Below are 14,013 nucleotides of genomic sequence, written 5' to 3'. Positions count from 1 at the left end.
GCGGCGAAGCGTTCTCATGAAGGTGGGGTTGTGGGTGTTGCTGGCCTGCGCCGCCAGCGTGCAGGCACAGACCCGCGCATGGCTGGACCGTGACCGCATCGGCGAAGGCGACGTGGTCACCCTCAACATCGAGACCGACCAGCCCGGCGCGGCACCGGACTACGCGCCGCTGCAGGCCGATTTCGCGTTGGGCGGGCGTACCAGCGGCCGGCAGACGCGGCTGGCCAATGGCAGCGTCAGCACTACCGCGCTGTTCGGCGTGGTGCTTACGCCACGGCGCAGCGGCGCGCTGCAGGTGCCGGCCCTGCGCGTTGGCGCGGCGCGGACGGCGCCGCTGCAACTGCGGGTCGATCCCGCCCCGGTGGCCAGCGCCGGCGACGCGGTGGCCTTCGTGGAAACCGAGGTCGACGATCCACAGCCGTACGTGCAGCAGAGCGTGGGCGTGGTGGTCCGGCTGTTCTTCGCGACCCAACTGGCGTCCGGCGAGCTGGACCTGGCCACGCCGGCTTCGGCCTCGTTGCAGCGGGTCGGCGAGGACCGCACCTCGTCGCATGACGTCGGTGGCCGCCGCTACAACGTGGTCGAGCGGCGCTTCCTGCTGATTCCCGAACGCAGCGGCCCGCTGCGGCTGCAGGGCGCGCGCTTCAGCGGTCGCGGCGCCGGCGGCCTGTTCGACGATCTGCTCGGCCGTGGTACCGGCGCGCTCAGTGCCCGCGCGGCCGACCAGACCCTGCAGGTGCGCGCGGTGCCCGATGCCGCACCGCAGCCGTGGCTGCCATTGAAGGACCTGCGCCTGCGCTACACCGCCGCGCCGCAGTCGGCGCAGGTCGGGCAGGCGTTCACGCTGCAGGTGGAGGCCACCGCGGTCGGCGCGACGCGTGCGCAGTTCCCGGAGTTGCCGGTGCCGGCCCTGGGCGACGCCGCGCAGGTGTTCGCCGAGCCGCCGCAGTACGACGAAACCTTCGATGGCGGAAGCCCGCGGCTGAAGTTGACGCGGCGCTACTCCATCGTGCCGCAGGTGCCGGGCCCGCTGCAGGTGCCAGGCCTGCGCCTGGGCTGGTGGGACGTGGGCGCCGCCGAGGCCAGGACCGCGGCACTGCCCGACCTGGGCCTGGAGGTGGCGCCGGGGACCGGCGCGGCAGCCGCGGTGCCGGCGCCGGATGCGCCCGCCGCCACGGTCGCGCCGCCGGCGGCCACCGGCGAGCGCGCCATCGCGGTGGCCGGCGCCCGGCTGCTGCGCGCGTCGCCGTGGCCGCTGCTGGCGGCCGGGTTCGCGCTGCTGTGGCTGCTGACCCTGGTCTGGGCACTGACCCGGCGGCGCCCGCCGCCCAGCCAGCGCCCGCGGAGGCCAGGCGACAGCGGGCAGGGCGACGCCGGCGCGGGCACACATTCGCTGGCCGACTTCAGGCGCGCGCTGGACACCGGCGACCTAGATGACGTCGAGCAGGCGCTGCGCGGCCTGGCCCGGCCGCCGGTCGTCGACCTGGATGCATTGGCCGCGCGCCTGGACAGCGCGGCACAACGCGAGGCACTGGAAGCCCTGCGTCGCGCCCGCTGGGCCGGTGGCAGCGGGTCCGCGGCACGCACCGCGCTGCGCGCCGCGTTCGCCAACGGACCGGCATGGCGGGCGCGGGCCGATGCCCCGCCATCACCGCTGCCGCCGCTCTATCCGGGGCAGGGAGCCGGCTGATCGGTCGGGCGGATCGCCGCCGTGGCGCCGGCGCCGGGACGCCGCCGGGACGGCTGCGGAGACGCCCCGACGCATCGTCCCGGTACCCCCGGGGACCGGGCCAAATGGCAGGGTTGGCGGCTGTGCAGCTTTTGTTAAGCTACGCGATCTTTCGCCCGCGAGTACCGCCGCATGCCCCACGCCCACGCGTCAAGCAAGCCCTCCATGCCGTTGCATATCAAAGTGCTGCTGGGGTTCATGTTGGGCACCATCGTGGGCCTGGTGGCGCACGCCACTTCCGCCGATGCGGCGTGGGTGAACACCACCATCGATTACGTCACCCAGCCGTTCGGGCAGATCTTCCTCAACCTGCTGTTCATGCTGGTGGTGCCGCTGATGTTCTCGGCACTGGTGCTGGGCGTGGCCGAGCTGGGCGACATCGCCTCGCTCGGCCGGCTTGGCTGGAAAACCCTGAACTACACCGCGGTGGTGACCGCGCTGGCGGTCGGCATCGGCCTGTTGTGCGTCAACCTGCTGCAGCCCGGCACGCACATGGAGCCGGCCCTGGTCGAACAGGCCATGAGCAGCGCCAAGACCGGCGAGATCGTCAGCAAGGGCAACGAACTGCGGCTGATGGACCTGCTGGTCAACATCGTGCCGCATAACATCGTCAACGCGATGGGCGACGACAGCAAGAAGCTGGGCATCGTGTTCTTCGCACTGATGATCGGCATCGGCCTGGTGATGAAGCCGACCGCGGGCACCACCGCGTTCAAGAACGCCGTGCAGGGCCTGTTCGAGGTGTGCATGCACCTGATCGGCATGTTCATCAAGCTGGCGCCGTTCGCGGTGGCGGCCTTCATGTTCAACCTGACCGCGCGGCTCGGCTGGGACGTGATCCAGAGCCTGATGTGGTTCGTGGTGACCGTGCTGCTGGCGATCGCCATCCACGGCTTCATCGTGCTGCCGCTGTGGGTGCGGCTGCTGGGCGGCATGTCGGCGCGCAGCTTCTTCCGCGGCACCCAGGAAGCCACGCTGACCGCCTTCGCCACCGCCTCCTCGTCGGCCACGCTGCCGGTGACCCTGCGCGTGGCCGAGGAGAACCTGAAGCTGCCGCGCAAGGTCTCGCGCTTCGTGCTGACCGTCGGCGCCTCCGCCAACCACCACGGCACCGCGCTGTTCGAAGGCATCACCGTGCTGTTCCTGGCGCAGGTCTACGGCCTGCACCTGGGCATGCCGCAGCAGCTGATGGTGCTGCTGCTGTGCATCCTCGGCGGCATCGGTACCGCCGGCATCCCGTCCGGTTCGCTGCCGGTGATCGCGATGATCTGCGGCATCATCGGCATCAAGCCCGAGGGCATCGGCATCATCCTGGGCGTCAACACCTTCCTGGACATGTGCCGCACCTCGCTCAACGTCACCGGCGACCTCGCCACCGCGGTCGTGGTCTCGCACCGCAGCGGCGTGACCGACGAGGAAGTGCCGGAAGTGGCGGACAACGCCGGCCACCACTGAGCCGCCGGCGAAACGGATGCCACGAAGGCCGCCCCGGGGGCGGCCTTCGCGTTTTTCCCGCCTGCCGCAAGCCGGCGCCTGCTGCCGGCACCGGCATGCCGCCCGGGGCCTTGCGCGTGTCCTGCGCCGTGCCGCCGCCGGCCTGACCTGCCCGGTGCTCTGTGGGACAATAGGCCGCCCGCAGCTCCGCGGGAGCCTCCCGACCCGACGAACCATGACGCAGCCCACCCGCCGCCAGTTGGCGAACGCCATCCGTTTCCTCGCCGCCGATGCGGTGCAAGCCGCCAACTCCGGCCACCCCGGCATGCCGATGGGCATGGCCGACATCGCCGAAGTGCTCTGGAACGACTACCTCCGGCACAACCCGAACAACCCGAAGTGGTTCAACCGCGACCGCTTCGTGCTGTCCAACGGCCACGGCTCGATGCTGCAGTACGCGCTGCTGCACCTGAGCGGCTACGACCTGCCGATCGAGCAGCTCAAGGCCTTCCGCCAGCTCGGCAGCAGGACCGCCGGCCACCCGGAGCGCCATGAAACCCCGGGCGTGGAAACCACCACCGGCCCGCTGGGCCAGGGCTTCGCCAATGCCGTGGGCTTCGCGCTCGCCGAAAAGCTGCTGGCGCAGCGCTACAACCGCCCGGAATTCGAAGTCGTCGACCACCGCACCTGGGTGTTCATGGGCGACGGCTGCCTGATGGAAGGCATCTCGCACGAAGCCGCCTCGCTGGCCGGCACCTGGGGCCTGGGCAAGCTGGTCTGCTTCTGGGACGACAACAACATCTCCATCGACGGCGAAGTGGAAGGCTGGTTCACCGACGACACCCCGGCGCGCTTCGAGTCCTACGGCTGGAACGTGGTGCGTGGCGTCGACGGCCACGACCCGGAGAGCATCAAGGCGGGCATCGACGCGGCGCTGTCGCAGTTCGACAGGCCGACCCTGATCTGCTGCAAGACCACCATCGGGTTCGGTTCGCCGAACAAGGCCGGCCAGGAATCCAGCCACGGCGCGCCGCTGGGCAAGGACGAGCTGGACGCCACCCGCAAGGCGCTGGACTGGCCGTATGGCCCGTTCGAGATTCCCGAGGAGATCTACGCCGGCTGGCGCGCGGGCGGCACCGGCACCCTGCGCCAGGCCGAATGGGAGCAGTTGTTCGACAAGTACGCCGCGCAGTTCCCGGCCGAGGCCGAGGAGCTGACCCGCCGCTCGCATGGCGAGCTGCCGGCCGACTTCATCGCCCGCGCCGATGCCTACATCGCCCAGGTGCAGGCCGAGGCGCCGAACATCGCCTCGCGCAAGGCCTCGCAGAACGCGATCCAGGCGTTCGCGCCGCTGCTGCCGGAAATCGTCGGCGGCTCGGCCGACCTGGCCGGCTCCAACCTGACCCTGTGGAAGGGCGCGCACACCGTGGTCGGCGAGGACCCGCAGGCCAACTACGTGCACTACGGCGTGCGTGAGTTCGGCATGAGCGCGATCGCCAACGGCCTGGCGCTGCATGGCGGCTTCCTGCCGTTCGACGCCACCTTCCTGGTGTTCAGCGACTACGCCCGCAACGCGCTGCGCATGAGCGCGCTGATCCCGGCGCAGGTCATCCACGTGTTCACCCACGACTCGATCGGCCTCGGCGAGGACGGCCCGACCCACCAGCCGGTCGAGCACATCGCCTCGTTGCGCTACATCCCCAACAACGACGTCTGGCGCCCGTGCGACGCTACTGAATCGGCGGTGAGCTGGAAGGCGGCGATCCTGCGCCGTGACAACCCCAGCTGCCTGATCTTCAGCCGCCAGAACCTGGCCCCGCAGCCGCGCAGCGCCGAGCAGGTCAAGCTGATCGAACGCGGCGGCTACGTGCTGGCCGACGCCGCCGGTACGCCGGACGTGATCCTGATCGGCACCGGCTCGGAAGTGGGCCTGGCCATGGCTGCCAAGGCCGAGCTGGACGCGGCCGGCATCAAGACCCGCGTGGTGTCGATGCCGTCGACCAACGTGTTCGACCGCCAGGACGCGGCCTACCGCGAGTCGGTGCTGCCGCACGCGGTCCGCGCACGCGTGGCGGTGGAAGCCGGCGTCACTGGTTTCTGGCGCCAGTACGTGGGCCTGGATGGCGCGGTGGTCGGGCTGGACAGCTTCGGTGCCTCGGCCCCGGCCGACAAGCTGTACCAGCACTTCGGCATCACCACCGAGGCGGTGGTCGCCGCGGCCCGGGCGCAGCTGGCGCGCTGATGCGTCACATCGCCGGGCAGTGAGAAAAGGCCGGGATTTCCCGGCCTTTTCTTTGCGCGCCACCCCGTGCGGCGGTGGCCCCGTACTTCGCCGCCGCCTGGGTCAGCACGTGGGTGCGATGGTCGCGCGGCGTTGTCGGGAGCCCCCTGGATGCGGCGCCACCGGCATGCGAGCATCGGCGCGTGCGCCCCGTCGCGGGTGGCCTCCGGAGAAGCACCATGAAGCGCGTGACCGGTATCGGCGGCATCTTCTTCAAGGCCAGGGACCCGGCCGCGCTGGCAGCCTGGTACCGCGACCACCTCGGGCTCGATGTCGGTGACTGGAACGGTGCGGTCTTCCCGTGGGGCGGCGAGGGCAGTGCGCCGGGCATGACGATCTGGAGCCCGTTCGCGGCCGACACGGCCTATATGGTGCCAGGCACGGCGTCCTTCATGGTCAACTTCCGCGTCGCCGACCTGGACGCGCTGCTGCCGGCGTTGCGTGCCGAGGGCTGCGACGTCGTCGACAGGACCGAAGTCTCCGAGCAGGGCAAGTTCGGCTGGGTCATCGACCCGGAGGGCAACAAGGTCGAACTGTGGGAGCCGCCGGCGGGGCAATAGCGCGTCGCGGACAAGCCGATGCAGGCGGACCGTGGCGTCGCCACCTGCGCAGTGCTCCGCTGGACGCCGCCGACGCGTGCTGCCGCGCGGTTCCTGTGCGGGAGCCGGGCATGGACCACGGCTGGATCCGCACTTGGGCGGCCGCATCTCGCACGGCCACGCAGCCGAGCTTCGCCATCGAAGGCGGATCGGGGGCGCCGGCGTCGGATCTGTCGGTGCAAACCGATGACCTGGACGAGGCGCTGCGCCGCACCCGTGCCACCGGCATCGCCCTTGAACAAGCGCCGTCGCGCGAACCCCGGGACATGCGCCGGTTCGTCGCGCGCGATCCGTTTGGCCAGCGGGTGAACATCCCCGCGGCACCCAATGACTGCCGCGGGTGCCTGAGCGCGACGCGCGGTGGTCAGGCCCGCGCGGTGCGCGCCAGCGCCAGCCGCAGCAGGCGCGTGTCCAGCCAGCTGGCCAGACCTTCCGGCCGCTCAAGTCCCATGCGCTGCAGGTACATGGCATCGTTGTCGCCGCGTCGCTGGCGCAGGGCCGCAAGCACGGTGCGCAGCTTGCCACCGGTGCTGCCGGTGTTGCCCTTCAACCACTGCAGGGCGCGCAGCAGGTCCTGCTCGACCGGGGTGAAATCGCTGCCCAGCGGGTAGTCGGGCAGGCTGCCGTCGCGGCGGAACGGCGCCAGCGCCGCGGACAGGACAGCGGCGCGATTGCGCTGCCAGTGCGCGGGCGCGACGAAACCGGCCGCCAGCTTCTTCGCCCGCTTCGCCTGTTGCAGCAGGGGCGCCTGGAAGGCGGCGTCGGTGATGCCGGCCATCGCGACCACGCAGTCCTCGTCGGTGATGCCGCGCAGGTCGGCGATGCCGTACTCGTTGATGAAAATGTCGCGCAGGTGCCGCGGGATGGTGGTGTGGCCGTAGTTCCAGCGCACGTTGCACCGGGCACTCCCCGCATCATCGCGCACGGCGCGGAACATCAACACACTGCGCGCATCGGGCAGCGCGTGCGCCATGGCCACGAAGTTGTACTGGCCACCGACGCCGGACACCACGCGGCCATCCTCCAGCGCGTCGGACACGGCCGCACCGAGCGCGGTGGCCATCATGCAGGAGTTGAAGAAGCGCGCCTGCCGGCGCTGCAGCCGCTGCAGGGTTTCGTCGCCGCCATAGAGCTGGTTGATCTCGCTGATGCGGCGCATGCCGATGGCCCGGCATTCGTCGGCGGGCAGGTGCCGCAGCCAGTCGTAGAACTCCGGCGAGCCCAGATAGAACGCGCCGTGGAGATACTCGCCTTCCTCGGCCAGCCGGGCGTGGTCGGCGGTGTAGGCGCTGCCGTTGGCCAGGCGCTGCATCAGCGCCAGGTCGTCATGTACCTTGCGCCGGATCACGCCGCTCTGCACCAGCTTGCGGAAGCCTTCGTTGAGCATCTCGCTGCACCCGTACAGGCCGGTTTCGAACGGCTCCAGCCCGCCGATTTCGCGCACCAGCGGATGCTCCGCCAGCGTCGGATCGAGCGCGTGCAGCACCCGCCGGTAGCGGGCATTGTCGGTGTGGCGCAGCACCAGCGCGTGGCTGAGCGCGTCGGCCAGCGCGCCGATGCCGATCTGCAGGGTGCCGCCGTCGCGCACCAGCGTGCTGGCATACAGGCCGATGGCGTACTCGGCATCGTTGACCGGCTGCCGCGGCAGGCCGAACAGTTTCGGGTAGGGCCCGGGCGGGGTCAGCACCAGGTCGAAGAACGCCGCGTCGACCGTGGCGCTGCCGCCCAGCCAGGGCAGCTCGGGGTCGATCTCGGCGATCAGCAGCGGACGTGGCAGGCCACGCGCGATGACCGCGTCGATCGTGTCCTGGGTGAGATCGTTGTTGCACGACAACGACAGCCGGGTGCTGCCCTCGCGCCGCGCGACCTTCTGCACGATGGCATGCGGTGCGCGCTGGGCCAGGGCGGCGGCGACATGGGTGTAGTTGAGGCTGGTGTAGGCGCGTTGTGCCTGCGATGAGCCCAGCAGCGCCCCGGACTGCATGTAGAACTCTTCCACCTGCACATGCGCGGGCAGCGCATCACGCGCCATGTCGCGTGCATAGGCCAGGCGCGGGAAGTCCGCGCCGAAATGACGCGCCACGAACGGGCGCAGGAAGCGTGCCTCCAGTCCGTCGCCGGCGGCATGCGGCGGATCGAGCGAGAGCGCGGTGTACAGCTGCAATGGGCGCGACGGGTCCACCCCGACGCGCGCGTAGAGTGCGTTGAGCAGTCGGTGCGGCTTGCCCAGCGCCAGCGGCGCGGCGATGCGCAGCGGCCCTTCGACGCGGGCCAGCAACCACGCCGCGGCGGCATCGGGGTCGGTCACATGGTGGGGCATGGCGGGGCGCCGTCAGGGGGGAGCCGCATTACAGCATCGGCGCGATGAACCCGTGGTCGGCCTGCTTGACAGGGCGTGCGTTTACTTGTGTAATCGATAAAAATTACAGGCGTAAACGATGATCCGGATCAGCGAGGCCGAAGCGGTGGTGATGGAGGCCCTGTGGGAGTCGCACCCGCTTTCCGCCGAGGACGTGGTCGCCCGCCTGGGCGGTCGCAACGGCTGGGCCGAGGCCACCGTCAAGACCCTGCTCAACCGCCTGCTCAACAAGGGCGCGATCAGCGCGACGAAAGAGGGGCGGCGCTATCTGTATGCACCGCAGGTGGCGCGCGAGGCGTGGCTGCTGGAGGAAAGCAGCAGCCTGCTCGAGCGCCTGTTCGACGGGCGCGTGGCGCCGCTGGTGGCGCATTTCAGCCAGCACCGGAAATTGAGCCGCGACGACGTGGCCGAACTGCGCAGGCTGCTGGAGGAGCTCGACGATGATCAGTCTTGAAGGGTTGCGGGTCTTGCTGGCCACCGCGCTGGCCGGCAGCGTGGCGATGGTGACGGTGCTGGCGCTGCGTGGCATGGTGCGGCGCCGGCTGGGCGCCAGCGCGGCCTACCTGCTGTGGCTGGCGGTACCGGTGGCCATGGTTGCCGTGTTGCTGCCGGCGCCGCGCGTGGCGGTACTGCCGGTGCACGCCATCGACGCGGTGCTGCCGGCCGCCCGCACCGTCCTGGGGCATTCATCGACGCTGTCGCTGCCCCGGACCTCGACGCTGGGCGGCGCCTGGCTGGCCGGCGCGCTGCTGGTGATGGCCGGATTGCTGCGCCAGCAACGGCGGTTCGTCCGTGGGTTGGGGGCGCTGCGGCGCCGCGACGATGGCCTGTGGCAGGCGCAGGCAACGGTCGGGCTGCCCGCCGTGCTCGGCCTGTGGCCGCCGCGCATCGTGCTGCCGGCGGATTTCGAACGCCGCTACACCGCGCAGGAGCAGCGGCTGGTGCTGCTGCACGAGCAGGTGCACCTGCGCCGCGGTGACATCGCGGTCAATGCGCTGCTGGCGGCCCTGCAGTGCGTGTACTGGTTCAACCCGCTGCTGCCGCTGGCGCTGCGCCGCTGCCGCGAGGACCAGGAGTTTTCCTGCGACGAACGTGTCATCGCGCGCAGCGACGGCGCGCGCCGCAGCTATGGCAACGCCATGCTCAAGACCGGGCTGGCGCTGTCGTCGTTGCCGCTGGGCTGCCACTGGCAGGACCGCCATCCGCTCAAGGAGCGCATCGCCATGTTGAAGCGTCCGGTACCCGGCAAGGGACAATGGTTCGGCATGCTGCTGTTGGCGGCGGGGGTATCCCTTGCGCTGGGTTTTGCGGCCTGGGCCGCACAACCGGCGCCGAGCGACGCGCTCGCCACAAGCGCCGCGCCTGCGTTGGCGGCACCGCCGCGCGGTGACACGGAACCGACCGGGGCCCCGGCCGACAACATCGCGTTCGCCCGCCGGTCGCCTCCGCGCTATCCGCCAGGCACGCATGCCGGCAGGCTGCTGCTGCAGATCGACGTGGCGGCCGACGGCACCGCCACCGACGTCAGGATCGAACGTGGTTCGGGGCACGCCGATCTCGACGAAGCGGCGGTGGAGGCCGCACGCCGATGGCGATTCCCGCCGGCCCGCAAGGACGGCAAGCCGGTGGCCGGCACGGTGCGCGTTCCGGTTCTTTTCGACCGGGGCGCGGGCCGCGCAGCCGGCAAGGGAAGCGTGCAGTGATGTGGTGCATGCGTGTCGGCGTCGTGTCGGCGGGATCGGTGCTGTTGGCCCTGGCCGGTTGCGCGACGCGACCGGCCGCCAGCGAAGACGTGGCCGACAGCAGCTACAGCATCGGCCAGCGCCTGCTGCTGCCGGAGCCGGCGGGCGGGCAGGCCGGGGACGTGCAGCCGTACACGCTGTCCGGGCGCGAGGTGTTCCGCATGCCCCGGCCGCTGCATGCGCCATTACCGGAACTGCCCGATATGCCGGCGCGGCGATCACTGCCGCCGGTGACGGTGTGCCTGAATGTCGTCCTTGATGCGCAGGGGCAGGTGCAGCGGAGTTTCCCGCTGTTGACACACAGCCAGTGCGGCGCCGGCAACGATGCGGAGAATGGCCATCTACTGCAGGCCGCCGACGATGCCGTGCGGCAATGGCGCTTCACGCCCGCGGCGATCTGCGGTTTCGCCCCCGGCACGGCACCGGTCGCGCCGGACGACTGCGCCGGCGCGGCGCAGGTGGAGGCGGTGCCGGTGACGCTGCCCTATGCGTTCACCTTCGAGATCGTGCAGGGGCAGGCGCGCGTGCGGCTGGGCCAGCCGCCGCAGCCGTAGGTGCCGGGCCCGCCCGGCACATGCTTTCCCGACGGACCCCAATGCGGGGCAAGCCCCGCATCTACGAGGCGGCTGCGGCGGCCCCCGTAGGTGCCGGGCTTGCCCGGCACGCGCTTTTCCCGACGCCCCCAATGCGGGGCAAGCCCCGCATCGACGAAAGGCGGCTGCGGCGGCCCCTGTAGGTGCCGGGCTCGCCCGGCACACGCTTTCCCGACGCCCCCAATGCGGGGCAAGCCCCGCATCTACGAGGCGGCTGCGGCGGCCCCCGTAGGTGCCGGGCTTGCCCGGCACGGCTCTCACGACACGCCGCACCGCAGGCCGCTCCATGTGGCTGTGGCGCCTTAATCCAGCAGTTCGTTCAACAGCGCCGCCAGCCGCTCGCCGGCCAGGCGCAGCTGCGCCTCGGCCACCGGGCGCCAGGTGGAGGCGTACGCCTCGCCGACCTTGCGGTTGGTCGGGTAGATGCCCGGGCGGGTGGCGATGGCGCAGCTCTGTTCGGCCCAGCGGGTGGCATCGCGCTGCAGCTGCGGTGCGCCGACGCCCGCCGGCGCGGGCAGCGCCTGCAGGCGCTGCAGGTAGTGCTCGTCGTCCAGCTGCAGGGCGTAGAACATGCCGCTGTCCCACAGCGAGTGCAGGTTGGTGCCGCGCTCGTTGAACTGCAGCTGGTAGGTGTTGCCGCCCTTGTCGTGGCCGTAGCCGGCGTGCATCGGCTGGTGCAGGTCGCCGGCCAGGTGCACGACGAACTTGAGCGCCTGCAGGCGCTCGGCGTCGCTGAGGCTGCGGTCGGCCAGGCGTGCGCTCTGCGCCTTCAGAGCCTCGACCACGCAGTCGCCGTCGCGGCAGTGTTTGGGCGGATCGTAGGTGCAGCCGTCCTCGGCCATGTTGATGTAGTGCCAGCCGGCCGAGCGCTTGCCCAGGTCCGGGTCGCCGGCCCGCAGCTGGTCGGCCCACGGTGCGATGCTGGCCAGGGTGGCGCCGGGCTCGGTGGCGAGCAGGCGCTGCACTTCCGCTGCCGCGGCGGGATCCAGGCGGGTTTCGGCGATGCGCGCGACCAGGCGGTGGCCCTGCGCGCCCCAGGCGAAGGCGGGTGTGGAGACCAGGGAGCAGGCGGCCAGGGCGACGCCGGAGAAAAGCAGGGGAATGCGGGCGCGGATTTTCATCCGCCGCATTCTAGCGGCGCATCGGCGGCGGACGTGTGCCGAAAGTGGCGGGCCTGTCCACGACCCCACCGCGCTTGGCTCGCGGCGGGCCATGAACAGGCCCTGGGAACGTCCTTCCCCCTCGGTACCGGGGGAGGGCGGGATCAGAACGAGCGGACGTAGGCCACGCCGTACACCAGCGGGTCGATGTTGGCGGTGCCGAGCTTGTTGCCGTTGACCTTGACCTTGGTATCGATGTCGGCCCAGCGCAGGTCGACGCGCAGCGCGTCCTTCTTGGTCAGCGCGAAGTCCAGGCCGGCATGCGCGGCCAGGCCCCACGAGTCTTCCAGCTTGAGCCGGGTGCCGGTCAGCGCGCCCTTGCTGTCGGTGCTGAAGAACTTGGTGTAGTTCACGCCCAGGCCGACGAACGGGGTGACCTTGCTGCTGTTGGCGAAGTGGTACTGCAGCGAGACCACCGGCGGCAGCTGCTTGGTGCGGCCCACGGTGCCGACGCCGTCGATGCTGATGTCGTGCTGGAACGGCAGCGCGGCCAGCACTTCAACGCCGACGTTGTTGGCCACGAAGTACTCGAACGTCACGGTCGGGCGCACGCTGCTGTCGACCTTGGTCGGCAGCGCGCCCAGGCCCAGGGCCGAGCCGTTGAGGTCGCCGGCGCTGGACTTCGGATCGACGTTGTGGACGCCGACGCCCAGGGTCCAGTCGCCCTTGGACTGCGCCATGGCGGGGGCGGCGGACAGGACCAGGGCGGCGGCGAGGCCGGACAGCAGCAGGGCGGGGGTCTTGCGCATGGTGCGTTTCCATTTGCTTGGTGAGGATGGCGCCAGTCTCCGCGCGGCGGCGCATGCCCGCCTTGATTCGGATCAAACCCGCGTCCGCGCTCATGGCGCGTTCACGATCCACGTGGCCGCGCACCGGTGCCGCCGGCGGTGCGGGCGCGGGCCGCCGCGGCCAGCGGGCGGGGCCCGGCTGCTACAATGAGCCCCCTTTCCACCCCCGCCGCAGCGGTCTGCGGCCGCAGGAGTTCGTGAACATGGCAATCAAGGTCGGCATCAACGGTTTCGGTCGCATCGGGCGCAACGTGCTGCGCTCGGCAGTGTTGAACTTCGGCAACGACATCGAGGTCGTGGCCATCAACGATCTGCTGGAGCCGGATTACCTGGCCTACATGCTCAAGTACGACTCCGTGCACGGCCGCTTCAAGGCCGATGTCGCCATCGAAGGCGGCCACCTGCTGGTCAACGGCAAGAAGATCCGCCTGACCCAGGAGCGCGACCCGGCCAACCTGAAGTGGGACGAGGCGGGCGTGGACGTGGTGATCGAATCCACCGGCCTGTTCCTGACCAAGGAAGCCGCGCAGAAGCACATCGATGCCGGCGCGAAGAAGGTGATCATGTCGGCGCCGTCCAAGGATGACACGCCGATGTTCGTGTTCGGCGTCAACGACAAGACCTATGCCGGCCAAGCGATCATCTCCAACGCCTCGTGCACCACCAACTGCCTGGCGCCGCTGGCCAAGGTCATCAACGACAAGTGGGGCATCAAGCGCGGCCTGATGACCACCGTGCACGCCGCCACCGCCACCCAGAAGACCGTCGACGGCCCGTCCAACAAGGACTGGCGCGGCGGCCGCGGCATCCTCGAAAACATCATTCCCTCGTCCACCGGCGCGGCCAAGGCCGTGGGCGTGGTGATCCCGGAACTCAACAAGAAGCTCACCGGCATGAGCTTCCGCGTGCCGACCTCGGACGTGTCGGTGGTCGACCTGACCGTCGAGCTGGAGAAGCCGGCCACCTACGCCGAGATCTGCGCCGAAGTGAAGGCCCAGAGCGAGGGCCCGCTGAGGGGCGTGCTGGGCTACACCGAGGACAAGGTCGTGGCCACCGATTTCCGCGGCGAGACCCATACCTCGGTGTTCGACGCCGAAGCCGGCATCGCGCTGGACTCCACCTTCGTCAAGCTGGTCAGCTGGTACGACAACGAGTGGGGCTACTCCAACAAGTGCCTGGAGATGGTGCGCGTGGTCGCGGCCTGATCCGCACCGCAGGGGTATGAAGGAAGGGCGCCGCGGGCGCCCTTCTTTTTGCCTGCGGCGGCACGGATGCGGCAGGGCGCAGGGCGCCGCCGTGGCGGTTGTGCGGCTTGCGTTTCGACGGGG

General features: G+C 70.6%; 11 protein-coding genes and 1 pseudogene. 9 read left to right on the top strand and 3 right to left on the bottom strand.

Annotated elements, in window-relative coordinates:
- Positions 1-16 precede the first annotated feature (16 nt).
- The 5 genes and pseudogenes from ACJ7VY_RS12700 to ACJ7VY_RS12680 all read left to right on the top strand — a co-directional run.
- Entirely contained in the window at positions 17-1,690 is a 1,674-nt protein-coding gene (locus ACJ7VY_RS12700; protein ID WP_409475755.1) for a BatD family protein, read from the top strand.
- 171 nt (positions 1,691-1,861) lie between these two features.
- Positions 1,862-3,184, top strand: coding sequence for a dicarboxylate/amino acid:cation symporter (locus ACJ7VY_RS12695; RefSeq protein WP_104939455.1), 1,323 nt, complete (start codon positions 1,862-1,864; stop codon positions 3,182-3,184).
- A gap of 214 nt (positions 3,185-3,398) precedes the next feature.
- Positions 3,399-5,405, top strand: a complete 2,007-nt coding sequence (gene tkt / locus ACJ7VY_RS12690) for a transketolase (protein WP_312347037.1) — start codon at positions 3,399-3,401, stop codon at positions 5,403-5,405.
- 218 nt (positions 5,406-5,623) lie between these two features.
- Positions 5,624-6,004, top strand: coding sequence for a VOC family protein (locus ACJ7VY_RS12685; protein ID WP_312347035.1), 381 nt, complete (start codon positions 5,624-5,626; stop codon positions 6,002-6,004).
- 110 nt (positions 6,005-6,114) lie between these two features.
- Positions 6,115-6,294: pseudogene (locus ACJ7VY_RS12680) on the top strand (glyoxalase); the annotation flags it as partial.
- A gap of 113 nt (positions 6,295-6,407) precedes the next feature.
- On the opposite strand, the gene ACJ7VY_RS12675 reads toward ACJ7VY_RS12680, so the two are convergent.
- Positions 6,408-8,363, bottom strand: a complete 1,956-nt coding sequence (locus ACJ7VY_RS12675; protein WP_409475754.1) for an acetyl-CoA hydrolase/transferase C-terminal domain-containing protein — start codon at positions 8,361-8,363, stop codon at positions 6,408-6,410.
- A 118-nt stretch (positions 8,364-8,481) separates the two neighbouring features.
- On the opposite strand from ACJ7VY_RS12675, the gene ACJ7VY_RS12670 reads away from it, so the two are divergent.
- Genes ACJ7VY_RS12670 through ACJ7VY_RS12660 form a run of 3 tightly spaced genes read left to right on the top strand, consistent with a single transcriptional unit; the run spans position 8,482 to position 10,698 of the window.
- Positions 8,482-8,856 carry a BlaI/MecI/CopY family transcriptional regulator gene (locus ACJ7VY_RS12670; protein ID WP_275692498.1) on the top strand — a complete coding sequence of 125 codons (375 nt, stop codon included), beginning with the start codon at positions 8,482-8,484 and terminating at the stop codon, positions 8,854-8,856.
- Entirely contained in the window at positions 8,843-10,105 is a 1,263-nt protein-coding gene (locus ACJ7VY_RS12665) for a TonB family protein (protein WP_409475753.1), read from the top strand. The genes ACJ7VY_RS12670 and ACJ7VY_RS12665 overlap by 14 nt, the downstream gene beginning before the upstream one ends.
- Before the next feature lie 8 nt (positions 10,106-10,113).
- Positions 10,114-10,698, top strand: coding sequence for a hypothetical protein (locus ACJ7VY_RS12660; protein WP_104940252.1), 585 nt, complete (start codon positions 10,114-10,116; stop codon positions 10,696-10,698).
- Positions 10,699-11,039: 341 nt separating this feature from the next.
- Here the strand turns inward: ACJ7VY_RS12660 and ACJ7VY_RS12655 are convergent, their stop codons facing one another.
- A complete protein-coding gene (locus ACJ7VY_RS12655; RefSeq protein ID WP_409475752.1) occupies positions 11,040-11,867 on the bottom strand; it encodes a S1/P1 nuclease in 828 nt (275 codons plus the stop codon).
- Between the two features lie 134 nt (positions 11,868-12,001).
- Positions 12,002-12,646: an OmpW/AlkL family protein gene (locus tag ACJ7VY_RS12650; RefSeq protein ID WP_104939448.1), complete on the bottom strand. Its 645-nt coding sequence runs from the start codon at positions 12,644-12,646 to the stop codon at positions 12,002-12,004.
- A 242-nt stretch (positions 12,647-12,888) separates the two neighbouring features.
- Between ACJ7VY_RS12650 and gap the strand changes: the two genes are divergently transcribed.
- Positions 12,889-13,890, top strand: a complete 1,002-nt coding sequence (gap, locus tag ACJ7VY_RS12645; protein ID WP_409475751.1) for a type I glyceraldehyde-3-phosphate dehydrogenase — start codon at positions 12,889-12,891, stop codon at positions 13,888-13,890.
- Positions 13,891-14,013 lie beyond the last annotated feature (123 nt).

Origin of the sequence: Stenotrophomonas sp. Y-13 (assembly GCF_046267925.1) — a bacterium.
Lineage (GTDB): Bacteria > Pseudomonadota > Gammaproteobacteria > Xanthomonadales > Xanthomonadaceae > Stenotrophomonas > Stenotrophomonas acidaminiphila_A.
The sequence above is the reverse complement of the archived record's forward strand: the minus strand, read 5'-3'. Positions and strand labels throughout refer to the sequence as shown.